This window comes from Pseudoxanthomonas sp. SGNA-20 (genome assembly GCF_003931635.1).
In the GTDB taxonomy this organism is placed as follows: domain Bacteria; phylum Pseudomonadota; class Gammaproteobacteria; order Xanthomonadales; family Xanthomonadaceae; genus Pseudoxanthomonas.
Genome location: NZ_RRYK01000001.1, coordinates 554323 through 578735, shown reverse-complemented (window position 1 = coordinate 578735; position 24413 = coordinate 554323). Strand labels below are relative to the sequence as shown.

General features: G+C 71.7%; 22 protein-coding genes and 1 pseudogene. 12 read left to right on the top strand and 11 right to left on the bottom strand.

Going from position 1 to position 24413, the window contains the following annotated elements; all coding sequences use genetic code 11:
• Positions 1–132: 132 nt before the first annotated feature.
• The 3 genes from dusB to EIM48_RS02545 form a co-directional block, all read right to left on the bottom strand.
• On the bottom strand, positions 133–1131 hold the full coding sequence (gene dusB / locus EIM48_RS02555; RefSeq protein WP_125111016.1) for a tRNA dihydrouridine synthase DusB: 999 nt from the start codon (positions 1129–1131) through the stop codon (positions 133–135).
• Positions 1132–1141: 10 nt separating this feature from the next.
• Entirely contained in the window at positions 1142–2107 is a 966-nt protein-coding gene (locus EIM48_RS02550; RefSeq protein ID WP_125111015.1) for a ribokinase, read from the bottom strand.
• Between the two features lie 75 nt (positions 2108–2182).
• Complete coding sequence (locus EIM48_RS02545) at positions 2183–3481, bottom strand: nucleoside transporter C-terminal domain-containing protein (RefSeq protein WP_019397443.1); 1299 nt, start codon at positions 3479–3481, stop codon at positions 2183–2185.
• A gap of 192 nt (positions 3482–3673) precedes the next feature.
• On the opposite strand from EIM48_RS02545, the gene EIM48_RS02540 reads away from it, so the two are divergent.
• Positions 3674–4648 carry an aldo/keto reductase gene (locus EIM48_RS02540; protein WP_125075891.1) on the top strand — a complete coding sequence of 325 codons (975 nt, stop codon included), beginning with the start codon at positions 3674–3676 and terminating at the stop codon, positions 4646–4648.
• A 74-nt stretch (positions 4649–4722) separates the two neighbouring features.
• A complete protein-coding gene (locus EIM48_RS02535; protein WP_028914598.1) occupies positions 4723–4917 on the top strand; it encodes a hemin uptake protein HemP in 195 nt (64 codons plus the stop codon).
• Between the two features lie 68 nt (positions 4918–4985).
• Here the strand turns inward: EIM48_RS02535 and EIM48_RS02530 are convergent, their stop codons facing one another.
• Genes EIM48_RS02530 through EIM48_RS02520 form a run of 3 tightly spaced genes read right to left on the bottom strand, consistent with a single transcriptional unit; the run spans position 4986 to position 7444 of the window.
• Complete coding sequence (locus EIM48_RS02530) at positions 4986–6092, bottom strand: PDZ domain-containing protein (RefSeq protein WP_028914599.1); 1107 nt, start codon at positions 6090–6092, stop codon at positions 4986–4988.
• Positions 6093–6125: 33 nt separating this feature from the next.
• Positions 6126–6785: a hypothetical protein gene (locus EIM48_RS02525; RefSeq protein WP_125111014.1), complete on the bottom strand. Its 660-nt coding sequence runs from the start codon at positions 6783–6785 to the stop codon at positions 6126–6128.
• Entirely contained in the window at positions 6782–7444 is a 663-nt protein-coding gene (locus EIM48_RS02520) for a sigma-70 family RNA polymerase sigma factor (RefSeq protein ID WP_125111013.1), read from the bottom strand. Before EIM48_RS02520 ends, EIM48_RS02525 begins: the two co-directional genes overlap by 4 nt.
• A gap of 135 nt (positions 7445–7579) precedes the next feature.
• Here EIM48_RS02520 and EIM48_RS02515 point away from each other — a divergent pair, with 135 nt between their 5' ends.
• The 6 genes from EIM48_RS02515 to EIM48_RS02490 all read left to right on the top strand — a co-directional run bounded on the left by EIM48_RS02515 (position 7580) and on the right by EIM48_RS02490 (position 11871).
• Positions 7580–8545, top strand: a complete 966-nt coding sequence (locus EIM48_RS02515) for an SPFH domain-containing protein (RefSeq protein WP_028914601.1) — start codon at positions 7580–7582, stop codon at positions 8543–8545.
• 3 nt (positions 8546–8548) lie between these two features.
• Positions 8549–8980, top strand: a complete 432-nt coding sequence (locus EIM48_RS02510; RefSeq protein WP_019397517.1) for an NfeD family protein — start codon at positions 8549–8551, stop codon at positions 8978–8980.
• Between the two features lie 96 nt (positions 8981–9076).
• The gene (gcvT, locus tag EIM48_RS02505) at positions 9077–10183 is read left to right on the top strand and encodes a glycine cleavage system aminomethyltransferase GcvT (RefSeq protein ID WP_019397516.1); all 1107 of its coding nucleotides are present in this window, start codon (positions 9077–9079) and stop codon (positions 10181–10183) included.
• Between the two features lie 91 nt (positions 10184–10274).
• Positions 10275–10670 carry a glycine cleavage system protein GcvH gene (gene gcvH / locus EIM48_RS02500; RefSeq protein WP_019397515.1) on the top strand — a complete coding sequence of 132 codons (396 nt, stop codon included), beginning with the start codon at positions 10275–10277 and terminating at the stop codon, positions 10668–10670.
• Positions 10671–10734: 64 nt separating this feature from the next.
• A complete protein-coding gene (locus EIM48_RS02495; protein WP_125111012.1) occupies positions 10735–11154 on the top strand; it encodes a hypothetical protein in 420 nt (139 codons plus the stop codon).
• A 288-nt stretch (positions 11155–11442) separates the two neighbouring features.
• On the top strand, positions 11443–11871 hold the full coding sequence (locus EIM48_RS02490) for a histidine biosynthesis protein HisIE (protein ID WP_125111011.1): 429 nt from the start codon (positions 11443–11445) through the stop codon (positions 11869–11871).
• Positions 11872–12326: 455 nt separating this feature from the next.
• Here EIM48_RS02490 and EIM48_RS02485 read toward each other — a convergent pair whose 3' ends face one another.
• On the bottom strand, positions 12327–13631 hold the full coding sequence (locus EIM48_RS02485; RefSeq protein ID WP_125111010.1) for a serine hydrolase domain-containing protein: 1305 nt from the start codon (positions 13629–13631) through the stop codon (positions 12327–12329).
• Positions 13632–13792: 161 nt separating this feature from the next.
• Here EIM48_RS02485 and EIM48_RS02480 point away from each other — a divergent pair, with 161 nt between their 5' ends.
• Positions 13793–14398, top strand: coding sequence for a LemA family protein (locus tag EIM48_RS02480; protein WP_125108489.1), 606 nt, complete (start codon positions 13793–13795; stop codon positions 14396–14398).
• A 73-nt stretch (positions 14399–14471) separates the two neighbouring features.
• Positions 14472–16370 carry a M48 family metallopeptidase gene (locus EIM48_RS02475; protein ID WP_125111009.1) on the top strand — a complete coding sequence of 633 codons (1899 nt, stop codon included), beginning with the start codon at positions 14472–14474 and terminating at the stop codon, positions 16368–16370.
• A gap of 42 nt (positions 16371–16412) precedes the next feature.
• Here the strand turns inward: EIM48_RS02475 and EIM48_RS02470 are convergent, their stop codons facing one another.
• Positions 16413–17999 carry a choline dehydrogenase gene (locus EIM48_RS02470; protein ID WP_125111008.1) on the bottom strand — a complete coding sequence of 529 codons (1587 nt, stop codon included), beginning with the start codon at positions 17997–17999 and terminating at the stop codon, positions 16413–16415.
• A gap of 218 nt (positions 18000–18217) precedes the next feature.
• On the opposite strand from EIM48_RS02470, the gene EIM48_RS02465 reads away from it, so the two are divergent.
• Entirely contained in the window at positions 18218–19567 is a 1350-nt protein-coding gene (locus EIM48_RS02465; protein ID WP_233581612.1) for an MFS transporter, read from the top strand.
• A 124-nt stretch (positions 19568–19691) separates the two neighbouring features.
• On the opposite strand, the gene EIM48_RS02460 is transcribed toward EIM48_RS02465, so the two are convergent.
• The 3 genes and pseudogenes from EIM48_RS02460 to EIM48_RS02450 form a co-directional block, all read right to left on the bottom strand.
• Positions 19692–20168 (bottom strand): hotdog fold domain-containing protein, encoded by a 477-nt coding sequence (locus EIM48_RS02460; RefSeq protein ID WP_019397508.1) that lies wholly within the window; start codon positions 20166–20168, stop codon positions 19692–19694.
• Positions 20169–20245: 77 nt separating this feature from the next.
• Positions 20246–22723, bottom strand: a complete 2478-nt coding sequence (locus tag EIM48_RS02455) for an acyl-CoA dehydrogenase (RefSeq protein ID WP_125111007.1) — start codon at positions 22721–22723, stop codon at positions 20246–20248.
• Between the two features lie 80 nt (positions 22724–22803).
• A pseudogene (locus EIM48_RS02450) lies at positions 22804–23646 on the bottom strand (alpha/beta hydrolase); the annotation flags it as partial.
• Between the two features lie 164 nt (positions 23647–23810).
• Here EIM48_RS02450 and EIM48_RS02445 point away from each other — a divergent pair.
• The gene (locus EIM48_RS02445; protein WP_125108485.1) at positions 23811–24407 is read left to right on the top strand and encodes a TetR/AcrR family transcriptional regulator; all 597 of its coding nucleotides are present in this window, start codon (positions 23811–23813) and stop codon (positions 24405–24407) included.
• The last annotated feature ends 6 nt before the right edge of the window (positions 24408–24413 follow it).

Sequence of the window (24413 nt, the reverse complement as noted above, 5' to 3'; positions counted from 1 at the left end):
TTGATTCGTGATTCGTGATTCGGGATTGCGCAGTTTCCCTCTCCCCGTGGGAGGGGGCGCGGGAGAGGGCGGGATCACGACACATCGCCCCGGTCGCAACAGCCACGCTTCAGCGCTGCCGTCGCTACGCGCTCAGGCCACCTCGGGCAGGGCGAACGCCACGCCGGCTTCCAGCGCGTCGAAGTAGTCGCGGGTCAGGGCCAGCTGCTCGGCGGCGGTCTGGGCGCGGTTGACCACGGCGCGGAAGGCGGCGTTCTCCGGGCGGTCCTTCGCGTACCAGCCCAGGTGCTTGCGGGCGATGCGCACGCCCTGTTCCTCGCCGTAGAACGCGTGCAGCGCCTGCAGGTGGCCAAGCAGGATGTCGCGCACCTCGGCCACGGCCGGCTCTGGCAGCTCCTCGCCGGTGGCCAGGTAATGGGCGATCTGGCGGAAGATCCACGGCCGGCCCTGCGCGGCACGGCCAACCATGACCGCGTCGGCGCCGGTGTAGGCGAGCACGAAGGCGGCCTTGGCCGGCGAGTCGATGTCGCCGTTGGCCACCACCGGGATGCGCAGGCGCGACTTCACCTCGGCGATGGTGTCGTACTCCGCCTGCCCGGTGTAGTGCTGGTTGCGGGTGCGGCCGTGGATCGCCAGCGCGGCGATCCCGGCGTCCTCGGCGATGCGGGCGATGGCCGGCGCGTTGCGCACCTCGGCGCACCAGCCGGTGCGGATCTTGAGCGTGACCGGCACCTCGACCGCCGCCGCCACCGCCTCGAGGATGCGCGCCACCAGCGCCTCGTCGCGCATCAGCGCCGAGCCGGCCCAGGCATTGCACACCTTCTTGGCCGGGCAGCCCATGTTGATGTCGATGATCTGCGCGCCCTGGTCGACGTTGTAGCGCGCCGCTTCGGCCAGCTGCCGCGGCTCGGTGCCGGCGATCTGCACGTTGACCGGATCCGGCTCGCCGGCGTGGTCCATGCGCCGCAACGACTTGGGGGTGTTCCAGAAGCGCGGGTCGGAGATGGTCATCTCCGACACCGCCAGGCCCGCGCCCAGCTGCTTGCACAGCAGCCGGAACGGCTTGTCGGTGACGCCGGCCATCGGCGCCAGCACCACCCTCGGCTCGATCGCGTAGGGACCGATCCGCATCGCCGCCGCCTCAGCCCGGGAAGCGGGCCAGCACCTCGTCGTGGCGCGGCATCGAAGCGGCCGCGCCGGGGCGCTCGGTGGACAGCGCGGCGAAGCGGTTGGCGTAGCGCACGTGGGTGGCGAAGGCCTGCTCCGGGGCACGCGCCAGCGAGGCGGCCAGGGCGCCGTTGAAGGCGTCGCCGGCACCGGTGGTATCACTGGCGGTCACGCTCTCGGCGCCGATCCGGTAGTAGGGCTGGGCATCACCGCGCAGCTGCTCCTCGGCATGCGAGACGAACACGCCCACCGAGCCCATGGTCACCACCACGGTGCCGTGCGGCAGCAGCTTGCGGCACAGCGCGTGCAGGCGCGCGCCATCCAGCGCGGCCACCGCGTCCGGCTCCACCCGCTCGCCGACCTGGCGCGCGAGCAGGGCGGCGAATTCGGTCTCGTTCGGGGTCAGCACGTCGGCCAGGCGCAGCAGGCCCATGCTGGCCTGCGCGTTGGCCGGCGCCGGGTTGAGCACGGTGGTGGTGCCGGCCTCGCGGGCCATGGCCAGCGCCGCCTCGATTGCATCCACCGGTGATTCCAGCTGGGCCAGCAGCACGCCGGCCGCGCGCGCCAGCGCCGGGTCGGCGGTGACGTGGGCCACGCCCAGCACGCCGTTGGCGCCGGCGCCGATGACGATGGTGTTGCGGCCGCGGGCGTCGACGTAGATGCCGGCGGTGCCGGTGGGCTCGCTGCTGGACTCGGCGCGCAGGTCGATGCCGTCGGCCGCGGCCAGTTCGCGCGCCAGCGCGCCGCCGGCGTCGTCGCCGAGGGCGCAGATGAAGGTGGTCGGCGTGCCGGCGCGGGCGGAGGCCACGGCCTGGTTGAAGCCCTTGCCGCCGGGGCCGGTCATGTACTGGCCGGCAATGGTCGCGCCGGTGGCGGGGAGTTCGTTGCAACGCCAGACATGGTCGACGTTGAAGGAGCCGACGACGATGACCGGATTCATGGAGCCTCTGCTGCGTCTGGACTACGGGGGGAATGGCCAGGCCGGGCGCGGGGGCGCCCGGCCGCCGGCCGGCGGTCAGCCGAAGTGCGACAGTACACCGGCGATGGTGGCGGTCATGAAGGTGGCGATGGAGCCGCCCAGCACCGCGCGCAGGCCGAAGCGCGCCAGGTCCTGGCGGCGCTCCGGGGCCAGGCCGCCGATGCCGCCGATCTGGATCGCGATCGAGCTGAAGTTGGCGAAGCCGCACAGCGCGTAGGTCGCGATCAGCGCGCCCTCGCGGCTGAGCACCTGGCCCGGCACCTGGCCGTTCACGATCTGCGACAGCTCGGTGTAGGCCACGAACTCGTTGATCACGACCTTCTGTCCGATCAGCGAGCCGACGGTGGTGGCGTCGGCCCACGGCGTGCCGATCACCCAGGCGATCGGCGCCAGCAGGTAGCCGAGGATGGTGGACAGGCTGGTCGGCTTGCCGATCGCCGAGGCGATGCCGGTGACCTCGCCCAGCCAGGTCAGCGGGGCGTTGACCAGGGCGATCAGGGCGATGAAGGCCAGCAGCATCGCGCCGATGTTCAGTGCCAGGCGCAGGCCGTCGCCGGCGCCGGCGGCGGCCGCGTCGATCACGTTGGCGGTGGTCTTCTCCACTTCCATCTTGACCGTGCCGCGGGTCAGCGGCTCGGCGGTTTCCGGCACCAGGATCTTGGCGATCACCAGGGTGGCCGGGGCGGCCATGATGCTCGCCGCCAGCAGGTGCTTGGCGTAGAACACCTGCTGCTCCGGGTCGCCGCCGCCGAGCATGCCCACGTAGGCCGCCAGCACGCCGCCGGCGATATGGGCCATGCCGCCGATCATCATGGTCAGCAGCTCGGACTGGGTCATCTTCGGGATGTACGGGCGCACGGTCAGCGGCGCCTCGGTCTGGCCGATGAACACGCTGGCGCAGACGCTGGTGGTCTCGGCGCCGGACACGCGCATGACCTTGGTGATCGCCCAGGCCATGGCCCGCACCACCGCCTGCATCACGCCCAGGTGGTAGAGCACGCCCATCAGGGCCGAGAAGAAGATGATGGTCGGCAGCACCTGGAAGGCGAAGATGAAGCCCACCGTCGAGGTGTCCATCAGGCTGCCGAAGATGAAGTTGGAGCCCTCGCCGACGAAGCCGAGCACGCGCACGAAGCCGTGGCTCATGGCGTCGAACACCTCGCGCCCGCCCGGCACCAGCAGCACCAGCGCCGCGAAGGCGATCTGCAGCACCACGCCGGTGCCGACCAGCTTCCAGTCCACCGCGCGGCGGTTGTTGGAGAACAGCCAGACGATGCCGATCAGCACGGCCAGTCCGAACAGGCCGAAGCCGATCCGTCCGATTGCCTCGATCATGAGGGTTCCGCGAATGTTAAGGATGTGCGAAAGCGTAGCAGGTCGGCCCCCTGCGCGTATGTATGGAGCACGCCAGGGCCCGTCGCCAAAGGCGTCGCAGGGGTGTTGCGACGATTGCCGGGCGCCTTGTTGCGCGGCCCCGCGGCGGACGCGCCTACACTGCCGCATCCGTGATCCACAGGAGTGACTCCGATGCAATACCGCCGCCTTGGCGCCACCGGCCTGCAGCTGTCCGCGCTTTCCTTTGGCGCCTGGATGACCTTCGGCCGCCAGGTCGGCCGCGGCCAGGCCCGCGAACTGGTGGCCGCGGCCTGGGACCACGGCATCAACTTCTTCGACAACGCCGAGGCCTATGCCAACGGCGAGGCCGAGCGGGTGATGGGCGACGTGATCGCCGACCTGCGCCTGCCGCGCGACGGCTTCTGCGTTTCCAGCAAGGTGTTCTTCGGCGCCGCCGAAGCACCGCGCCCGACCCAGCGCGGGCTGTCGCGCAAGCACGTGGTCGATGCCTGCCACGCCGCGCTGAAGCGGCTGCGGGTGGACTACCTGGACCTTTATTACTGCCACCGCCCGGATCCGGACACGCCGGTGGAGGAGACGGTCGCGGCGATGGACATGCTGGTGCGCCAGGGCAAGGTCATGTACTGGGGCACCTCGGAATGGCCGGAAGCGCTGATCCGCGAGGCGGCACGCTTCGCGCGCAGCGAGCACATGGCCGCGCCGGTGGTCGAGCAGCCGCAGTACAACCTGCTGCACCGGCAGCGGGTGGAGCTGGAGTACGCACCGCTCTATTCGGAGCTGGGTCTGGGTACCACCACCTGGTCGCCGCTGGCCTCGGGCCTGCTGACCGGCAAGTACGCCAACGGCCTGGCCGGGGAGGGCAGGCTGGCCCAGGCCGATGCCGGCTGGCTGCAGCCGCTGGTGCTGGGCGACCCGCAGGAGCGCCGGCTGGAGCGCGCGCAAGCCTTCGTCGAGGCGGCGGCCCGGCTCGGCGAGGCGCCGGCGCCGCTGGCCATCGCCTGGTGCCTGCGCAATCCGCATGTCAGCAGCGTGATCCTCGGCGCCAGCCGGGTGGAGCAGCTGCTGCAGAACCTCACCGCACTGGACGTGGCGCAGCGCCACGACGAGCAGGTGTGGCAGCGGCTGGAGGTGGTCACCACCCGCTGAGGCGTTGACACGCAAATGCGAATTATTATCATTAGCGGGGCTGGAGCCTTCCCGTCCCCCCGCTGGAGTCCGCAATGAACGTGCATCGCCTGAGCCTGCCTTCGTCCGCCGTCCGCAGCACCCCGGACGGCGCCAGCGTTTCCATCGATGCCGAGGCCCTGAGCAGCGAGCAGCTGCTGCGCGGCCGCCGCGAGATCCTGATCCGCCACGGCGACCGCGTGTATCGCCTGCGCCACACCAGCAACGACAAGCTGATCCTCACCAAGTAACGCCTGCGGCCCCGGCCCCGGCGTCCTCCCTCCCCCGCGCCGGGCGCCGTGGCCGCGGCGCGCCAGGCTCAGACCAGCAGCGGCACCGACGCCGGCGGTTGCAGCTGCGCGGTCGGCGGGCGCGGCGGCGCGGGCGGCGGCGGCATGTCCGGATGCGCGGGCCGCGCGGGCGGAGCCGGCGGCGCAGGCACGAAATCCAGCGCGCGCAGCGGCTCGGGCACGGTCACCTGCAGCTGGCGCGCGCTGCGCTCGCGCAGCACCGTCACCCGCGCCTGTTCACCGGGCTTCTTCTGCGCCATCCGGCGCATGGCCTCGGCCGGCGTGGCCACCGCCACGCCTTCCACCTGCTGGATCACGTCGCCGGCCTGCAGCCCGGGCAGCGCACCCTGGGACAGCACCAGCACGCCGCGATCGGTGCCGAAGTAGCGTCCGAGCTGGGCATCGAGCGCGACCAGGTGCAGGCCGTTCCAGCGCAGCGCCTCGCCGAGCAGCGGCGCGCTGCACTCCTCGCCGTCGGCGCAGGCGCCGCGCGCCAGGTGCAGCACCTCCCGGCGCAGTTCCGGGGCCAGGTCGCGCAGCGGGGCCAGGTCTTCGCCGAGCGCGCCGTCGCCGGAGATGCGGTGCGCGATCACCCTTACCGGCAGCGCCTCGGGCGCGACCTCGACCGTGTGTTCGCGGCCGTCGCGCTGGTAAGTCAGCTGCACCTTGCCGCCGGCCTGCAGCTGCGCCAGTGCCTGGCGCGCGGCCTCGACCCGCGCCTGCCCGGTGCCGCCGGCGATGGCCTTGCCGCGGATGCGCAGCAGGCGGTCGCCGCTGCGCAGGCCGGCCTTCTCGGCGCCGCTGCCCGGGGTCACGCCGACGATGCGCACCCCGGCCTGCGGATCTTCGCCCAGCAATACGCCCAGGCGCGGGCGCGCCTGGGCGCTGCGCAGCGAGGCCACGGCCCCGCCGGCCTGGGTGCGCGACAGCTCGGCAACCCGGCGGGCGGCTTCGGCCAGGTCGGCGCGCGCCTTCGCAAGGTCGGCCGCGGCGCGCGCCGCCTCGGCGCCGGCGGCGGTCCCGGCTTCCTTCTTGTTCGCGTCGGCGGCGGCCTGGGCCGGCAGGGCCAGCAGGCAGGCACAGACCAGCAGCCACGGCGTGGCGCGCCGGGTCGTGCGGATGCAGGCAGGACTCATGATCGTTCTCCGGTGGAAGACGATGGCGCCCGGTCAGTAGACCTGGACCAGGGCGTAGCGGGAGGAGGCATCGGCAAACAGCGCATCCCAGCGCTGGTCGCTGGCGACGGCAGCCAGTTCGCGCAGCAGCGCCACCCTGTGCTGCCACAGTTCCGCGCGCGCATCAGCCGCCAACGCGGGGGCGGCCAGCGCGGCATCGACCTCGCCGACCTGCGCCTGCAGCGCCAGGACCAGGGCCAGCTGCGCACCATCGACGGGTCCGTCGACGGACAGTTCGGCCAGCAGCGCCTCCAGCCGGGCGGACTCGGCCTGCAGCTGGTCCAGGGCCACATGCGCCGGGGGGCTGCCCGCGGCGGACGCGCCACCGGCTGCGGCCGGATCGGGGCGGGCGTCGGCGTGCACGCCGACGGCGCCGGCCTGGGCCGCGCGGGCAGGGATCCGCGTGGTGGCGGCTGGGGTCGCGGATTCCTGCGTGGGGCCTGCATGGCGTACCAGCAGCAGCGCCGGCAGCGCGGCCAATGCCGCCGTGCAGGCGGCGATCGCCCAGGGCAGCGCGCGGCGCGGGTGCCGCCGCGGGGGCGCCAGGTGCGGTGCAAGCTTCGGCCAGGCATCGGCGGGCGGGGCTTCCAGCGGCAGCGCGGCGAATGCCTCGTGCCAGCTGTCGGTGGCGCGGGAAGGGGTGTGCTCGTTCATGCGGGGGACTCCTCGACCTGCAGCAGGGCGCGCTGGCGGCGGGTGCCGCGCGCCAGCTGCGACTTGGAGAAACTCGGGCTGCGCTGCATCAGCGCGGCGATCTCCTCGTGGGTGTGGCCCTCGGCGTGGTACAGCCACAGCACGCTGCGGGTGGCTGCCGGCAGCGCCGCCAGCGCGCGTTGCAGCAGGGCGGCATCGGCCACCGCCGGCGGCGGTGGCGCGGCGCCCTCCAGGTCGTGGCCGTCCAGCGCCAGTTCCTGGTCCAGGCGGCGGCCGCGGCGCAGCCGCAGCAGCGCTTCGTTGATCGCGATCTGCCGCAACCAGCCCCAGAACGGACCGCTGCCGCGGTAGTCGCCGATCCCGCGCAGCACCTTCAGCATCGTCTCCTGCAACACCTCGCTGGCCTCTTCGCGATCGCCGCACAGGCGCAGGGCGAGGGTGAACACCGGCCGCTCGAACCAGCGGTACATCTGCTCGAACGCCGCCGGCTCGCCGCGGCGGGCCCGCGCCAGCAGGATGTCGGGCACGGCGATGGCGAAGGCCGAGCGCGGCGCGCCCGGCTGCGCCCGCAGGTCCGGCGCCGGCGCGGCGACGGCCGCCGGCCCCCAGGGGACGGATGCCGGGGGCGCGGGTGGATCGGGCGGCAGATCGTGGCTCATCGACCTCATGGATGCCCGGGACGGCGAAAGCGTCGCACGCGGGGGCGCCGCGAGGGGACGCGGCGGTGCCGGGCCCGGCCGTGCCTATACTGGAAACCGGACAATCAGGGCCTGGATGGCCACGGGAGGAAGGGGATGTCTTCGGGTTTCGTCGCCGCGGTGCTGGCGCTGGCCGGCATCATCGTGTTGTTCAAGACCGTGCGCATGGTGCCGCAGGGTTACGAATGGACGGTCGAGCGCTTCGGCCGCTACACGCACACGCTCGAGCCGGGCCTGCACTTCCTGATCCCGATCATCTACGGCGTCGGCCGCAAGGTGAACATGATGGAGCAGGTGCTGGACGTGCCCAGCCAGGACGTCATCACCAAGGACAACGCCGTGGTCCGGGTGGACGGGGTGGTGTTCTTCCAGGTGCTGGACGCGGCCAAGGCCGCCTACGAGGTCGCCAACCTGGAGGTGGCGATGATCGCCCTGGTGCAGACCAACATCCGCACCGTGATCGGCTCGATGGACCTGGACGAGTCGCTGAGCCAGCGCGAGGCGATCAATGCCCAGCTGCTGGGCGTGGTCGACCACGCCACCAACCCGTGGGGGGTGAAGGTCACCCGCATCGAGATCCGCGACATCCAGCCGCCGCGCGACCTGGTCGACGCCATGGCCCGGCAGATGAAGGCCGAGCGCGAGAAGCGCGCGCAGATCCTGGAGGCCGAGGGCCTGCGCCAGGCCGAGATCCTGCGCGCCGACGGCGAGAAGCAGGCGGCGGTCCTGGAGGCCGAGGGCCGCAAGGAGGCGGCGTTCCGCGACGCCGAGGCGCGCGAGCGCCTGGCCGAGGCGGAGGCCAAGGCCACGGCCATGGTGTCCGAGGCCATCGCCAAGGGCGACGTGCAGGCGATCAACTACTTCGTCGCGCAGAAGTACGTCGAGGCCTTCGCCAAGCTGGCCACCGCGCCGAACCAGAAGTTCGTGCTGATGCCGATGGAATCCAGCGGCATCCTCGGCTCGCTGGGTGGCGTGGCCGAGCTGGCGCGCGAGGCGCTGGCCGGCCAGCAACAGGCCAGCGCCGCGCGCCGCAACCCGCCGCCGCTGCGCCCGGGGGCCTGAGCCATGCGCTGGGACGTGACCACCTGGGCGGTGCTGGCGCTGGCGCTGATCGCCGCCGAGACCCTGGCCCCGGGCGCCTTCCTGTTGTGGATGGGGTTTGCCGCCGCGGCGATGTTGCTGCTGGTCCTGCTGTTGCCCGGCCTGCCGCTGCTGGCGCAGGTGGCGCTGTTCGTGGTGCTGAGCTTCCTGTCGATCCAGGTCTACCGGCGCTGGTTCCGCGGCCGCGGGCGGCAGAGCGACCGGCCCCTGCTCAACCGCCGCGCCGAGCAGAACATCGGCCTGGTCGCGCCGCTGGAGCAGGCGATCGTCGCCGGCCGCGGGCGGATCAAGGTCGGCGATGCGTTCTGGACCGTCGAGGGCCCGGACCTGCCGGCCGGGACCCTGGTGCGGGTGGTGGCCGCCGACGGCGCCATCCTCAAGGTGCAGGAAGCCTGAGCACGGCGCCGTCGCGGCGCGCGGCATGGCTCCCGGCACCGGCCGCGGCGCCGGCGGGGTAGGGGATAATGGCGCCTTTCCATCTCCGAGAGCGCCATGACCCGCAAGACCGTACTCAACGAAAGCCACCGTGCCCTGGGCGCGAAGATGGTCGACTTCGGCGGCTGGGACATGCCGATCCACTACGGCTCCCAGATCGACGAGCACCACCTGGTGCGCCAGGCCGCCGGCATGTTCGACGTCAGCCACATGACCGTGGTCGACCTGCACGGGGCCCGGGTGCGCCCGTTCCTGCGCCGGCTGCTGGCCAACTCGGTGGACAAGCTCAAGGCCACGGGCAAGGCCCTGTACTCGTGCATGCTCGACGAGCAGGGCGGGGTGATCGACGACCTGATCGCCTACTACCTGGGCGAGGATTACTTCCGCCTGGTGGTCAACGCCGCCACCCGCGAGAAGGACCTGGCGTGGATCAGCCAGCAGGCCGAAGCCTTCGGCGTGGAGGTGCGCGAGCGCGCCGAGCTGGCGATCATCGCCGTGCAGGGCCCGCAGGCGCGCGACAAGGTGATCGGCCTGCTTGCCGAAGCCGACCGCGAGCGCGCCGGCGCGCTGGCCCGCTTCGCCGCGATCGAGGTCGCCTCGGCCTCCGGCATCCCGCTGTTCCTGGCGCGCACCGGCTACACCGGCGAGGACGGTTTCGAGGTGGTGCTGCCGGAGGGGCAGGCGGTCGCGTTCTGGAACGCGCTGCTGGAGGCGGGCGTGCGCCCGGCCGGCCTGGGCGCGCGCGACACCCTGCGCCTTGAGGCAGGCATGAACCTCTACGGCCAGGACATGGACGAATCCACCACGCCGTGGGAGTCGGGCCTGGGCTGGACGGTGGCGCTGGACGAGGGCCGGGACTTCATCGGCCGCGCCGCGCTGGAGGCGCAGAAGGCCGCGGGCGTGCCGCGGCAGCTGGTCGGCCTGGTGATGGACGAGCGCGGCGTGCTGCGCCATGGCCAGAAGGTGCTGGCCGCCGGCGGCGAGGGCGAGATCCTCTCCGGCACCTTCTCCCCGACCCTGGGCAAGGCGATCGCGCTGGCGCGCATCCCCGCCGGCGAACCGGGCCAGGTGCGGGTGGACATCCGCGGCCGCGAGGTGCCGGTGCGGGTGGTGAAATTCCCGTTCGTGCGCGAGGGCAAGGCGCAACCAGGCGTGCTGGCCTGATCCGGCGACGGCGGCGACGGTTTACCTCGCGAGGGGCCGTACTTAGACTAGCCGCCGTCCCAACACCCCCTGCGCGAGCGGAGCCACCCCAATGAGCGAGATCCCCGGCGACCTCAAATTCCTCAAGTCCCACGAGTGGGCCCGTGCCGAAGGCAACGGCCGCGTGACCGTGGGTATTTCCGACCACGCGCAGTCGCTGCTGGGCGACCTGGTGTACGTCGAGCTGCCGGAAGTCGGCGCCAGCGTCGAGGCGGGCAACGCCGTGGCGGTGGTGGAGTCGGTCAAGGCCGCCTCGGACGTGTACAGCCCGGTCAGCGGCCGGGTGGCGGAGGTCAACACCGCGCTGGCCGACAAGCCGGAGGCCATCAACGAGGACGCCTACGGCGAGGGCTGGCTGTTCGTGATCGAGGGCGTGGACGAGGACCAGCTCGCCGAGCTGCTGTCGCCGGACGACTATGCCGAGCTGATCGAGGGCGAAGAGGACTGACCGTCCTCGCCGACCCGCGGCAACGCACGACGCCCGCCTTCCGGCGGGCGTCGTCGTTTCCGGGATGTGGTCGGCGCGCGCGGGCGGTGGCGATGTGGCCGCAGCGACGCGCGCGATGCGCCGGCCAGCGCTCCGGTGCGCGTCGAACGCCGCGCAAGGCTCGCGCAGTTCTGCGCAAATCGGCTTGTGCGACGCGAAAAGGATCGGTTGCGGCGGGAAAAAATTCCGCCTGATGCACGCCGCGCGCGATGCCGGCGCCGCGCTTTCCCGGGGAGCACCGGGCGCGTGCCCGGAAGCGTGTGCGCAGGCGCGCCTCGCAAAAAAACACTTGTTTTTCCGCATCGGTTTGCAAGGCGCGCGATGCGCGCGCGCGCCTTGCCGCACCGGCGGGTGGTCGCCCGAGGCGGGATGCCGCCTCGCGCCGCGCGCGATGGCGGGAGAAAACGCGCGCGCGGGTGTTGACAGTAAAAAAAACCGTGATTAGGTTTCGCCCAGCAGACGCTGCCTGCCGAAGCGAGTGAGTCGAATCAACACCACAACGCGAAGCACAACCCGGGCATCCGCCATGAAATCCCTCCAGGTGGATAGGACCCGCTTCCCCCGAGCAAACGCAGCGCCCCCCCAGATTCCCGCCCGCGCCACTGCATCGCGCGGGCGAAACTGTATCCGTATCGACGTGCCTGGCGCGCCGACGGGTTCCCCGCTGCACGTGCGGCGGGCTTTCGCGACTGGGCGTTAACCCAACCGCAAATCACTGACGAGGAGCTACACCATGGCTGTCAAGAAAGCTGCGAAGAAGAAACCCGCCGCCAAGAAGGCGGTGAAGAAGGTCGCCAAGAAGGCCGCCGCCAAGAAGGCCACCGCCAAGAAGACCGCCGCCAAGAAGCCGGCTGCGAAGAAGGTCGCCAAGAAGGCCACCGCGAAGAAGGCCGTCAAGAAGGTCGCGAAGAAGGCCGCCGCCAAGAAGGCGACCAAGAAGGTCGCGAAGAAGGCCGCGGCGAAGAAGACCGTCAAGAAGGCCGCCAAGAAGACCGCCAAGAAGACCGCCGCCAGGAAGCCGGCTGCGAAGAAGGCCGCCAAGAAGCCGGCCGCGAAGAAGGCCACCAAGAAGGCCGCCGCGAAGAAGCCGGCCGCCCGCAAGGCCGCCAAGAAGAAGCAGGCCCCGGTTGCGCTGCCGGCCACCCCGGCCCCGCTGATCTGATCAGCCTCCGATTACCGTAGTACCTGAATGACTCCCTCCCCGAAGCCCAGCGGGGAGGGAGTTTTTTTATCCGGGTCGTCCGGTCCTCCGGGGCAGACGTCCTGGCGCGCGCGCGACCGAGGCACGGGTGAGCGGAGTGCATCCGGCCAGCCGGGGCTGGCGATGCATGCGGGCTGGTGGGCAGCCAAGCCGGCAAGAAGGGCCTCGCACTCCGGGGCTGCAGGGGCGCGGCGACGGCCCGCGGGCGTCGCGCTCCAATGGCGCAAGCCCGTCGCGTCGCCACGCGGTGCGCGGTCGCCGCCGGGCTACGCAGACCGGGGCGGCCCGTAACTTCCTGCCAGAGGGGATCCCGGATGCGCCTTCGGCCTGTCCGGGGCTATGCGTCGCCCGCCATGGAGCGCACTTCAAAGGTGCCGCGGGACCGTGCTACGCCGGCCCCGACGTGGTCGCGCCGCTCAGCGCGGCGAGGCGGTGGCGCGCGCGGCGGAGGTGCCGCGGCGCGCGGGCGCAGGCGGGGCCGCCTCGCGGTCCACCATCAGGTTGTCCGAACCGAAGTCGACGTCCACGTCGAGCCAGCGCTTCGGCGGCAGGCCGATGGCCTGGTCGAGGATGGTCGGCAGCAGGCCGGAGGGCAGGCTGCTCTCGCTGTTCCACAGGATCGCCACGCCCAGGTCGCGCCCGGGCAGCAGCGCGACCATGCCGCGGTAGCCCTGCACCGCGCCGGCATGGAACACGACTTCCTCGCCGGCATAGTCGAACACGCGCCAGCCCAGGGCGTAGGCGGCCGAGTTGAGGCGCTCGCGGCGCCAGCCGGAGCGCAGCTCGCCCGGGGTCGGCACCACCGGTGCGTGCAGGGTGGCCAGCAACGGCGCCGGCAACACGTCCGGGCGGTGTCCGGTGTGGGCCAGCAGCCACTGCGCCATGTCGTTGGCACTGGCATTGACGCCGGCGGCAGGCGGCAGGCGGTAGTAGGTCGGCTTGGGCCGGATCGAGACCCAGCCGTTGCGGCTGCGCACGTGCGGGCGCGCCCAGCGGTGGCTGGACTCGATGCCCGGCAGGCCCAGGCTGGCGTCGCGCATGCCCAGCGGCTCGAAGATGCGCCGCTGCACTTCCTGTTCGTAGAACTTGCCGGTGGCGGCGAAGACCACGTCGCCGACCAGGCTGAAGGCCACGTTCTGGTAGGCGTAGCACTCGCCGGGCGCGCACTGCACCGGCGCCTCGGCCAGCTTCTGCGCGACCTGGTAGTACTCGGCATTGGCCTCGATGTCGCGGTCGTAGGCGTTGTGCGCCTTCAGCCCGACGCTGTGGCTCAGCAGGTCGGTGACGGTGACCCGCCGGGTGTATTCCTCGTCGGCCAGGCGGAAGCCGGGGACGTAGTCGACCACCTTGCTGTCCCAGCGCAGGCTGCCGTCGTTGACCAGCAGGCCAGCCATGGTGCCGGCGAAGGCCTTGGACAGCGAAGCCAGGCGGAACACGGTGTGGGCGTCGACCGGCTCCGGACGGGCCACGTCGGTGACACCGTAGCCGCGCGCGCTGAGGATGCGGCCACCCTGGACCACGGCCATGGCCAGCCCTGGCACGCGCCGGCCTTCCACCAGCTGCTCGGCCATCGCCTCGAACACGGCCACGTCGAAGCCCGCGGCCGGCGGCAGCACGGTGCGGGTAGAGACGTCGCGGTAAGGGAGCGGCTGGGTCGGCGGCGGCGGGTTGGCCGACAGGGTGGGGGTGCGCGCGGTGGACGGGATCGCCAGTCCCAGCATCAGCCCCAGGGTAGCGAGCCTGAGTGCCCGGGGTGCGAGTACGCGGCCCGCTTTGGCGGACCGGGAAGTGCGCCCGTCTCTCATCGCTTCCTACCTGTGATTTACTGCCGCAACCGATTCTAGCGCCGGTTTTCCGGATTGCACAAACAAGGAGAAGATGAATGGGCAGTTTGTTGATCCTGTTGGTAATTCTGGGCCTGGTCGTGGTCGCGGCGCTGTGGGCGGTGGGCATCTACAACGGCCTGGTGAGCGCGCGCAACGCGTGGAAGAACGCCTTCGCCCAGATCGACGTGCAGCTGCAGCGCCGCTTCGACCTGATCCCCAACCTGGTGGAGACGGCCAAGGCCTACATGAGCCATGAGCGGCAGACCCTGGAGGCGGTGATCGCCGCGCGCTCGGCAGCGCAGGCCGGCCTGGCCGCGGCCAAGGCCAACCCGGGCGACGCCGCGGCGATGGCCGAGCTGGCCGCCAGCCAGGGCGCGCTCAACGGGGTGCTGGGGCGGCTGATGGCGGTGGCCGAGGCCTATCCGGACCTGAAGGCCAACCAGAACATGATGCAGCTGTCCGAGGAGCTGACCTCGACCGAGAACCGCGTGGCCTTTGCCCGCCAGGCCTACAACGACGCGGTGATGGCCTACAACAACAAGCGCGAGATGTTCCCCTCCAGCGTGGTCGCCGGGATGTTCAACTTCGCTCCTGCCGCGCTGCTGGAGCCGCCGGCCGAGCGCGCAGCGCAGGTGCGCGAGGCCCCGCGCGTCCAGTTCTGATCGCCCCCGGCAGCATGCCCGCCGGCGGCCCACGCCGCCGCGGGCGCCGGGCCTCGACCAGGGAACGTCGACGATGAACTTCTTCGAACACCAGGAACGCGCGCGCCGCGGCTCGTTCCGGCTGGTGCTGCTGTTCGCGCTGGCCGTGGTCTGCATCGTGCTGGCGGTGGACGCGGCGGTGCTGCTGTTCACCGGCAGCACCGGCGCCGCGCTGGCGGCCACGGTCCTCACCCTGGCGGTGATCGGGCTGGGCTCGCTGTACCGGATCGCCTCGCTGCGTGGCGGCGGTGCCGCCATCGCCGCGCAGATGGGCGGCACTTGGGTGCCGGAGGACACCCTCGACCCGCAGCTGCGCCGGCTGCGCAACGTGGTCGAGGAAGTGGCCATCGCCTCCGGCGTGCCGGTGCCGCGCCTGTTCGTGCTGGAACAGGAAACCGGCATCAACGCCTTCGCCGCCGGCTACAGCCCCTCCGACGCGGCGATCGCGGTCACCCGCGGCGCGCTGGAGCGGCTCAACCGCGACGAGCTGCAGGGCGTGATCGCGCACGAGTTCAGCCACGTGCTCAACGGCGACATGCGCCTGAACATCCGCCTGGTGGGCGTGCTGTTCGGGATCATGATGCTGTCCCTGATCGGCCAGCGGATCCTGTTCCACGGGCGGCTGGGCCGCAGCCGGGACGGGCTGCCGCTGGTCCTGGCGGCGCTGGTGGCGGTGGTGGTGGGCAGCATCGGCGTGTTCTTCGGCCGCCTGATCAAGGCCGGCATCAGCCGCCAGCGCGAATACCTGGCCGATGCCTCGGCGGTGCAGTTCACCCGCCAGACCAGCGGCCTGGCCGGCGCGCTGAAGAAGATCGGCGGCCTGCGCGAAGGCTCGCACCTGGCCGACCGCGCCGAGGCCGAGGAGATCGGGCACATGCTGTTCGGCCAGGGCATGGCGCTGTCCTCGCTGATGGCCACGCACCCGCCCCTGGTCGAACGCATCCGCCGGCTGGAACCGTCGTTCGACCCGCAGCAGCTGCGCCAGCTGCAGGCGCGCTGGCACGCCGCCCCGCCCGATGGCCTGGCCGAGGACCTGGCCCTGGGGCTGGCCGCGCGTGATGCGGTGCCGGGCCTGCCGCCGCCGCTGCCGCCGCGCGAGGCGCGGATGGCGGTGGCGCCGGCCGCGGTCTCCGGGCAGGTCGCGGCGCCGGCCGAGGACGACTACCGCCAGGCGCACGGGCTGGTGGAGAACCTGGATCCGGAACTGCGGGCGCTGGCGCGCCAGCGCGAGGCGGCGATGCCGTTGCTGCTGGCCCTGGTGCTGGACGCGGACGCCGCGGTCGCCGCGCGCCAGCTGCAGGAGGTGGCCGCGCGCTGCGGCGAGGCCGTGGCCGCGCGCACCCGCCAGCTGCGCCAGGAGCGCCTGCAGGCGCTGCACCCGGCACTGCGCCTGCCGCTGGCGGCGCTGGCCTTCCCGGTGTTGCGCCAGCAGCCGCGGCCGCAGCTGGATGCCTTCCTCGGCGCGGTCGAGGCGATGGTGCACGCCGACGGCCGGGTCTCGGTGTTCGAGTACTGCCTGTCGCGGTTGCTGCAGGTGCAGGTGCGCGAGGCGCTGGATCCCTCGCGCCACGCGCGCTTCGGCCGCAACAAGGCGCCCGGCGTGCGCCGCGAGTTCGCCACCCTGCTGGCGGTGCTGGCCCAGGCCGGGCACCCGGGCGACCCGGAGGGCGCGCGCCGCGCCTACCTGGCCGGATTGCAGCGGGTGCTGCCGCGCGACCACCTGCCGTACGCGCCGCCGGCGCAGGGCGTGCAGGCGCTGGACACGGTGTGGGAGCCACTGGATGCGCTGGCGCCGCCGGCCAAGCAGGTGCTGGTCGAAGCGCTGGTCGATGCGGTCTCGCACGACGGCAAGGTCAGCGTGGCCGAGGCCGAGCTGCTGCGCACGGTATGCGGGGTCCTGCATTGCCCGCTGCCGGCGCTGCTGTCGCGCTGAAGCGCACCCGCGCCGCCGGCGACGGGGTGCGTGGTTGCAGGCTCAGGCGGCGCGGCCGCGCAGCAGGTCGGCGGCGCGCTCGGCGATCATGACCACCGGCGCATTGGTATTGCCGCCGGGCAGTTCCGGCATCACCGACGCGTCGACCACGCGCAGGCCGTCGATGCCGCGCACCCGCAGCTGTGGGTCCACCACCGCCTGCGCATCGCTGCCCATGCGGCAGGTGCCGGCCGGGTGGTAGATGGTCTCGGCCTTGGCGCGCACGAATTCCTCCAGCCCGGCATCGGACAGGTCGGTGCGCTGCGGGTGGATGGGGGCGCCCAGGTAGCGCGCCAGCGCCGGCTGCGACAGCAGCCGGCGCGACAGCTTCGCGCACTCGACCATCACCTTCAGGTCGAAGCCTTCCGGATCGGACAGGTAGCCTGCGTGGATCCTCGCCGGGCTGCGCGGATCGGCATCGCGCAACGCGATCCGGCCGCGGCTGCGCGGACGCAGGAAGCAGGCATGCACGGTCAGGCCGTCGCCGGCCAGGCGGTTGCGGCCGTGGTCGTCGAGCATGGCCGGCACGAAGTGGAACTGCACGTCGGGACGTGCGTCGGTGGCCAGCGCCGAGCGCACGAAGCCGCCGGCCTCGGCGATGTTGCTGGTGCCGGCGCCGCGGCGGCCGCGCAGGAAGTAGTCGAAGGCGATCTTCAGCTCGCTGGCGCGGTCGTAGCTCAGCCCCGGCGGGCAGTGGTGGAGGGTGCAGATGTCCAGGTGGTCCTGCAGGTTGGCGCCGACCCCGGGCAGGTCGGCCAGCACCGGGATGCCGAGCGCGCGCAGCTCGTGCGCCGGGCCGATGCCGGACAGCATCAGCAGCTGCGGCGAGTTGACCGCGCCGGCGCTGAGCAGCACTTCGCGTCCTGCTTCGGCACGGTGCGCGTGCGTGCCGGTCCGGTACTCGACCGCGCAGGCGCGTCCGTTCCGGACCACGATCCGGGTCACCAGCGCGCCGGTGGCGATTTCGAGGTTGGGCCGCGCCCGCGCCGGGGCCAGGTAGGCGGCCGCGGTGGAACAGCGCGCGCCGTCGCGCTGGGTGACCTGGTAGAAGCCGAAGCCTTCCTGCGAGGGGCCGTTGAAATCGTCGTTGCGCGGCCAGCCGGCCTGCACCCCGGCCTCGACGAAGGCCTCCGACAGCGGATTGCGGTGGCGCAGGTCGGACACCGCCAGCGGGCCGTCGGCGCCGTGCAGCGGCCCGGCACCGCGCGCGTTGCCCTCGGCGCGCAGGAAGTACGGCAGTACCGCTTCCCAGTGCCAGCCCTCGGCGCCGGCCGCGGCCCAGGCGTCGTAGTCGCCAGGCACGCCGCGGGTGTAGCACATGGCGTTGATCGAGCTGCAGCCGCCCAGCACCTTGCCACGCGGCCACCACAGCCGGCGTCCGTGCAGCTGCGGCTCCGGCTCGGTGCTGTAATCCCAGTTGATGCTGCGCTGGTTGACCAGCCGGCCGAGACCGGCGGGCATGTGGATGAAGGGGTGCCAGTCGCGCGGGCCGGCCTCCAGCAGCAGCACCCGGCAACCCGGGTCCTCGCTCAGCCGCGCGGCCAGCACGCAGCCGGCCGAACCGGCGCCGATGATCACGTAGTCGTACATGCGTTCCCCTGTTCCGCCGCGTGGCGTGGATGAATGCTGGCGGTGGCCCCGGCGGCGCGCAACCCGGCTCCGGCCTGGGAGGGGCCGGAATCCCCTCTCCGCGGGAGGCGGCGCGCTTCCCTCTCCCGGTGCGAAGCGGGCTGCCGCTGGCGGCATTGCCCGGCATCGGCTAACTTGCGCGCCTTACGGCCGTCCCCCAGGCCGGCAGCCCAGGACGCATGACCCGAACCACCGACGCTCCGACCCGCCGCCGCGGCCTGCGGCAGGTGCTGGACCAGCTCGGGGTGGATTCGCCGGCCCTGTGGTGGTCGCTGCTGTATTTCTTCTGCCTGCTCACCGGCTACTACGTGCTGCGCCCGGTGCGCGAGGCGATGGCCGCCTCCAGCGACATCGAGGCGATCTTCCCGACGGCCATGATCGGGTTCTTCGCCCGGCGCGGCGTGTCCCTGGGCGAGTTCGCGCTGCAGGTGATCTTCACCTCGGTGTTCCTGATCATGCTGGTGCTGCAGCCGGTGTACGGCTGGCTGGTCAGCCGCTTCCCGCGGCGGGTGTTCCTGCCGGTCATCTACGGCTTCTTCATCCTCACCCTGCTGCTGTTCTATGCGATGTTCGACAGCGGCATGCCCGGGCGCGGGCTGGCCTTCATCCTCTGGATCACGGTGTTCAACCTGTTCGCGGTGGCCGTGTTCTGGAGCTTCATGGCCGACGTGTTCGACAACGTCCAGGCGCGCGCCTGCTACGGCTACATCGGCGCGGCCGGCACCGTCGGCGCCTTCCTCGGTCCGCTGCTGACCAAGGCCCTGGTGACCCGGCTCGGGGTGGCCAACATGATGCTGGTTTCGGCGGTCATGCTGGCGCTGTGCGTGGTCTGCCTGTTGCGCCTGCGGCACTACGCCGTGCGCCGCGAGCGCGCGCGCAAGCTGGCCAGCGGCGAGCAGCCGATGGGCGGCGAGGTCCTGGCCGGGCTCAAGCTGATCGCGCGCGAGCCGCTGCTGCGCTGGCTGGCGCTGATGGTGGTCATGGGCGTGGGCGTGGGCACCCTGCTGTACAACGAGCAGAACGCGATCGCCCGCGCCGCCTTCAGCAGCGCCGAGCAGCGCGCCGACTACTTCGCCACCCTGGACCTGGCGGTCAATACCCTGACCCTGGTAGTGCAGCTGCTGCTGACCCGGCGGATCCTGTCGCGCTTCGGCATCGCTCCCGCGCTGCTGATCCCCGGCTTCGCCATCATCCTCGGCTTCTCGCTGCTGGCCGCCTCGCCGCTGCCGCTGCTGGTGGCGGTGGTGCAGGTGGTGACCCGCGCCAGCGAGTTCTCCCTGGCCAAGCCGGCGCGCGAGACGATCTATACCCGCGTCGGCCGCGAGTGGCGCTACAAGGCCGGCGCGGCGATCGACACGGTGATCTACCGCGGCGGCGACCTGACCTTCGTCTGGCTGCACAAGCTGCTGTCGGCCTTCGGCTCCAGCATGGTGTTCGGCGCGGGCCTGCTGGTGGCCGGCACCATGACCGTGGGCGCGTGGCGCCTGCTGCGCGAGGAGCGCAAGCTGCCGGCCGAGCGCGGGGGATGAGGCCGGCGGCGTCGCCGGCGCCGTCCCCGTACCGTCGTCCAGGCGTACGCCGGGATCCAGAGCACTTGCGCAGCGCCGGTGACCCGCGTGCCCCGGGCGCGCTCTGCTTGCCCGGGCTATGCGGCTAGCGCGGTGGGCGCGGCGAGACCCACATGCTGATGCGGGCGCGGAACACGGCCTCGCCGGCGCTGTTGCGCGCCTCGACCCGCACCGGCAGGTCGTAGCCGGTCGTGGCCGCGACCAGCGGCGCTTCCGGCGTGGCCACGGCGTGGATGGTGCCGGCCGCCTTCTTCAGGTATTCCACCTGCATGCCGCGCGGGATCCAGCGCATGGATGGCGGCAGGCTGGCGTCGGTCATCAGCCCGGCGACCAGCTCGGCCAGGTTGCACAGGGCGATCGCGTGCACCGTGCCGATGTGGTTGGTGACCTTGCGCCGGTGGCGGATGCGGCCCTCGCAGCGGCCCGGTTCCAGCGCGGTGATGCGCGGGGCAATGCTGGCGAAGTAGGGCGCCTTGAGGCACACGGCGCGGGAGAACAGCCACTGGCCGGCGGGCCAGGCCTGCATGCGCCGGTACAGGCGCAACAGCGGGGTCTGGGACATGTCGCTTCCTCCATTGGCGGATGCCGGATACGAAGACGGCGGGCACAGGGCCCGCCGTCCTCGTCTTGCCTTGCCGGTCAGGCGGCGGCCTTGGGCCGGCCGTCGTTGCCGTAGCGGTCGTAGAAGCTGGCCGCGCGCAGCTCGTGGACGTCGAAGTCGTCCACGGTGATGGTGTCCAGGGTGATCTGGCGCAGCTCTTCCAGCAGCTTGCGCTCCTCGGCGGTGATCACGCCCTCGGCCACGGCCTCGTCGAGCTGGGCGTTGAAGTCCAGCGCCTCGATGCCCTTGGTCTTGAGCGCCTTGAGGAACTTGCGCTCCACCGGCTCGGCCTGCACGGCCTTGGCCAGGTAGCTGTCGATGCGGCCGCCGGGGTTGTTCTCGCACGGGGTCAGGAACACGCCCTGGCCCAGGCGGTCGCGCGCCTCGTTCGGGGTCATCAGCAGCGAGGCCACGCGGTGGTTCAGGCGGTCGCCGGGGGCCTCGGCGCGGCGGCCCAGCGGGAACACCAGCGCCCACAGCAGCCAGCCCACCGGGCGGATCGGGAAGTTGCGCAGCGCGTCCGACAGCGCCTTCTCGATCACGTGGAAGCTGTTGTACATGCTCCACGCCAGCAGCGGCTTGTCCGCTTCCGGGGTGCCCTCGTCGTGGTAGCGCTTGAGCACGGCGCCGGCCATGTACAGGTGGCTCAGCACGTCGCCCAGGCGGCCGGACAGGGATTCCTTGAACTTCAGCTTGCCGCCCAACAGCAGCATCGACACGTCGGTCATCAGCGCCAGGTTGGCCGAGTAGCGGTCGAGCTTGCGGAAGAACGGGCGGGTGTAGGCGTTGCCCGGCACGCTGCCGAACTGCGAGCCGGTCAGGCCCAGCCAGAACGAACGCACCGCGTTGGAGAAGCCGAAGCGGACGTGCCCGGCCAGGCTCTCGTCAAAGCTGGCGACGGCGGCCTTGCGATCCTTCTCCTGGGCGGCCTTCATCTCCTTCATGACCCACGGATGGCACAGGATCGCGCCCTGGCCGAAGATCAGCAGGCTGCGGGTCATGATGTTGGCGCCTTCGACCGTGATGCTGATCGGGGCGGCCTGCCAGTTGCGGCCGGCGAAGTTGCGCGGGCCGAGGATGATGCCCTTGCCGCCGATCACGTCCATGGTGTCGGAGATGACCTCGCGGCCCATGCTGGTGCAGTGGTACTTGGCGATCGCCGACGGCACCGAGGGCACGTCGCCGCGGTCGACCGCCGCGGCGGTGGCCTGCGACAGTGCGCTGACGGTGTAGGCCTTGCCGCCGATGCGGGCCAGCGCCTCCTCCACGCCCTCGAAGCGGCCGACCGACAGGCCGAACTGCTTGCGGATGCGGGCGTAGGCACCGGTGACGCGGGCGCCGAACTTGGCGCCGCCGGAGGCGGTGGACGGCAGGGTGATCGAGCGGCCCACGGCCAGGCACTCGTTGAGCATGTTCCAGCCCTTGCCGGCCATCTCGGCGCCACCGATCAGCTGGCTCAGCGGGATGAACACGTCCTTGCCGCGGATCGGGCCGTTCTGGAACGGCGAGTTCAGCGGGAAGTGGCGGCGGCCGATCTCGACCCCGGGGGTGTCACGCGGCACCAGCGCCAGGGTGATGCCGATGTCCTTGGTCTGCCCGATCAGGCCGTCCGGGTCGTACATGCGGAACGCCAGGCCGATCAGGGTGGCGACAGGGGCCAGGGTGATGTAGCGCTTGTCGAAGGTCAGGCGCACGCCCAGCACTTCCTGGCCCTGCCAGGTGCCCTTGCAGACGATGCCGTAGTCGGGGATGGAGGTGGCGTCGGAGCCGGCGAACGGGCCGGTCAGGCCGAAGCACGGCACTTCCTCGCCCACCGCCAGGCGCGGCAGGTAGTGATCCTTCTGCTCCTTGGTGCCGTAGTGGTTGAGCAGCTCGCCCGGGCCCAGCGAGTTGGGCACGCCGACGGTGGAGCTGACCACCGAGGAGATCGAGGCGATCTTCTGGATCACCTTGTGGTGGGCCAGCGCGGAGAAGCCCAGGCCGCCGTACTCCTTCGGGATGATCATGCCGAAGAACTTGTTCTTCTTGATGAACTCCCACATCTCCGGCGGCAGGTCCGCGTGGACGTGGGTCAGTTCCCAGTCGTTGATCATCTTGCACAGCTCTTCCACCGGGCCGTCGAGGAAGGCCTGCTCCTCGGCGGTGAGCTGCGGCTTGGGATAGGCGAGCAGCTTCTGCCAGTCCGGGTCGCCGGTGAACAGCTCGCCCTCGAAGCCGACCGAGCCGGTCTCCAGGGCGATGCGCTCGGTCTGCGACAGCGGCGGCAGGATCTTGCGGAACACGTTCAGCAGCGGGGCCACGATCAGCGGCTTGCGGATGAACGGCAGCAGCAGCGGCACGGCGATTACCGCGGTGATGATCGCCATCACCAAGGTGGTGGTCTGGTGCGCGCCCAGCCACCAGCAGGCGGCCAGGGCGATGGCCTGCAGCACGGCCCAGGTTATCAGGCGCATGCGGTGGTAGGCGGCGAACCCGCTGATCAGCAGGAAGGCCAGGATTGGCGCGGCAATGCTCATGGTAAAGCTCCGTTGACGGACGCTGGATCGGAGGGCGCGGCGCAACGGCCGGTGTGCCCCGTACCGTCCAGTTCGCCCAGGTAGTCCAGCAGGGTGGCGGTAAAACGGTCGTTGTCGTCGCCGGCCAGCATATGCGTGGCGCCGGCGATGCGGACATGGCGCGCGTGCGGCACCAGTCCGAGGAACTCGTCGACGGTGGCGTCGGACACCAGGTCGCTGCGGCCGCCGCTCAGCAGCAGCAGCGGGCAGCGTACCGCACGGGCGGCCGCGGACAGTTCGTCCTGGTGGCGCTCGCCGTCGCGTGCCAGCTCGTCCACCAGGCGGCGGTCCCAGTGCCACTGCCAGCGGCCGTCGGCGCCCTGGCGCAGCACCTCGCGCAGGGCCGCCTCGCTCTTGCGCGCGCGCCCGGGCAGGTAGGCGGCGATCGCGTCGGCGGCCTCGTCCAGCGAGGCGAAGCCTTCCGGGAAGGCGCTGATGAAGCCGAGGATGCGCTGCATGCCGGCCGCTTCCCAGCGCGGGGTGATGTCGACCAGCACCATGGCGCGGAACAGGCCCGGCCAGCGTGCCTCGGCGGCCAGCCCGAACAGGCCGCCCATCGAGGCGGCCACCAGCACCGGCGGCTGCGGCAGCTCGCCGGCGACCACGATCAGGTCGTCGATGAACTGCTGCGCGGCATAGGCCAGGTCCGGCGGATTGCGGTCCGAGCCGCCATGGCCGCGGGCGTCGTAGGCCAGGGCGCGGTAACCCCGCTGCGCGACGCGCCCTGCGCTGGCGCTCCAGGCGCGGCGGGTCTGGCCGAAGCCGTGCGCGAACAGCACTGCCGGCGCATGGCAGTCGCCATGGCAGGTGGCAGCCAGTTCCAGGCCGGCGCCGGACAGGCGCAGCTCGTGGCTGCCGGGGGCAGGGGTCGGGGGAAATACCATACCCAATGGTATGGATGCGTTTCACGCAAAGTCAATACGAAGGCGTATGGCAGTGCAGCATGCACCGTATGGTGCCGGCGGTGGCGCTGCAAATCCCTGTCAGGCCTCGGTTTCCGCGGAAACGGCATACTGCAACGCACCTCGCCGTATGGTTAAATCCGCCCATGGATACCACCACCGCGCCCGCCACCCCGCCCGCCACGCCCGCGCGTGGCGCCCGTCTCAGCGCCGCCGATTGGGCCCAGGCCGCGCTGGACGTCATTGCCGAACAGGGCGTGTCCGCCGTCGCGGTGGAGCCGCTGGCGCGCCGCCTGGGCGTGACCAAGGGCAGCTTCTACTGGCACTTTCCTTCACGCGATGCGCTGCTGCAGGCCGCGCTGGAGCGCTGGGAAGAGGTCGAGCAGGAACAGGTGTTCGGCAGCCTGGAGGAAGTGCCGGATCCGCGCGAGCGCCTGCGCAAGCTGTTCCAGCTGGTCGGCCACGAGACCAAGCCGCACGCGATCTACAGCGAGTTGCTGCGCGCGCTGGAGCATCCGGCCGTGGGTCCGGTGATCCAGCGGGTCTCGCAGCGCCGCCAGGATTACCTCACCGCGTCGTTCCGCCAGGTCGGCCTCGGCCGCAGCGAGGCGGTGAACCGCGCGCGCCTGACCTATGCCGCCTACGTCGGCTTCCTGCAGCTGCGCCCGCAGCAGCCGAAGATGACCCACGAGGAGTTCGAGGAATACCTCGAGCACGTGATCAACACGCTGATCCCGAACTGAGGGGAC

Coding starts and splice junctions, on each gene's coding strand:
- dusB (WP_125111016.1), bottom strand. CDS start 1,131: ATGCGGATCGGTCCCTACGCGATCGAGCCGAGGGTGGTGCTGGCGCCG.
- EIM48_RS02550 (WP_125111015.1), bottom strand. CDS start 2,107: ATGAATCCGGTCATCGTCGTCGGCTCCTTCAACGTCGACCATGTCTGG.
- EIM48_RS02545 (WP_019397443.1), bottom strand. CDS start 3,481: ATGATCGAGGCAATCGGACGGATCGGCTTCGGCCTGTTCGGACTGGCC.
- EIM48_RS02540 (WP_125075891.1), top strand. CDS start 3,674: ATGCAATACCGCCGCCTTGGCGCCACCGGCCTGCAGCTGTCCGCGCTT.
- EIM48_RS02535 (WP_028914598.1), top strand. CDS start 4,723: ATGAACGTGCATCGCCTGAGCCTGCCTTCGTCCGCCGTCCGCAGCACC.
- EIM48_RS02530 (WP_028914599.1), bottom strand. CDS start 6,092: ATGAGTCCTGCCTGCATCCGCACGACCCGGCGCGCCACGCCGTGGCTG.
- EIM48_RS02525 (WP_125111014.1), bottom strand. CDS start 6,785: ATGAACGAGCACACCCCTTCCCGCGCCACCGACAGCTGGCACGAGGCA.
- EIM48_RS02520 (WP_125111013.1), bottom strand. CDS start 7,444: ATGAGCCACGATCTGCCGCCCGATCCACCCGCGCCCCCGGCATCCGTC.
- EIM48_RS02515 (WP_028914601.1), top strand. CDS start 7,580: ATGTCTTCGGGTTTCGTCGCCGCGGTGCTGGCGCTGGCCGGCATCATC.
- EIM48_RS02510 (WP_019397517.1), top strand. CDS start 8,549: ATGCGCTGGGACGTGACCACCTGGGCGGTGCTGGCGCTGGCGCTGATC.
- gcvT (WP_019397516.1), top strand. CDS start 9,077: ATGACCCGCAAGACCGTACTCAACGAAAGCCACCGTGCCCTGGGCGCG.
- gcvH (WP_019397515.1), top strand. CDS start 10,275: ATGAGCGAGATCCCCGGCGACCTCAAATTCCTCAAGTCCCACGAGTGG.
- EIM48_RS02495 (WP_125111012.1), top strand. CDS start 10,735: ATGTGGTCGGCGCGCGCGGGCGGTGGCGATGTGGCCGCAGCGACGCGC.
- EIM48_RS02490 (WP_125111011.1), top strand. CDS start 11,443: ATGGCTGTCAAGAAAGCTGCGAAGAAGAAACCCGCCGCCAAGAAGGCG.
- EIM48_RS02485 (WP_125111010.1), bottom strand. CDS start 13,631: ATGCTGGGACTGGCGATCCCGTCCACCGCGCGCACCCCCACCCTGTCG.
- EIM48_RS02480 (WP_125108489.1), top strand. CDS start 13,793: ATGGGCAGTTTGTTGATCCTGTTGGTAATTCTGGGCCTGGTCGTGGTC.
- EIM48_RS02475 (WP_125111009.1), top strand. CDS start 14,472: ATGAACTTCTTCGAACACCAGGAACGCGCGCGCCGCGGCTCGTTCCGG.
- EIM48_RS02470 (WP_125111008.1), bottom strand. CDS start 17,999: ATGTACGACTACGTGATCATCGGCGCCGGTTCGGCCGGCTGCGTGCTG.
- EIM48_RS02465 (WP_233581612.1), top strand. CDS start 18,218: ATGACCCGAACCACCGACGCTCCGACCCGCCGCCGCGGCCTGCGGCAG.
- EIM48_RS02460 (WP_019397508.1), bottom strand. CDS start 20,168: ATGTCCCAGACCCCGCTGTTGCGCCTGTACCGGCGCATGCAGGCCTGG.
- EIM48_RS02455 (WP_125111007.1), bottom strand. CDS start 22,723: ATGAGCATTGCCGCGCCAATCCTGGCCTTCCTGCTGATCAGCGGGTTC.
- EIM48_RS02445 (WP_125108485.1), top strand. CDS start 23,811: ATGGATACCACCACCGCGCCCGCCACCCCGCCCGCCACGCCCGCGCGT.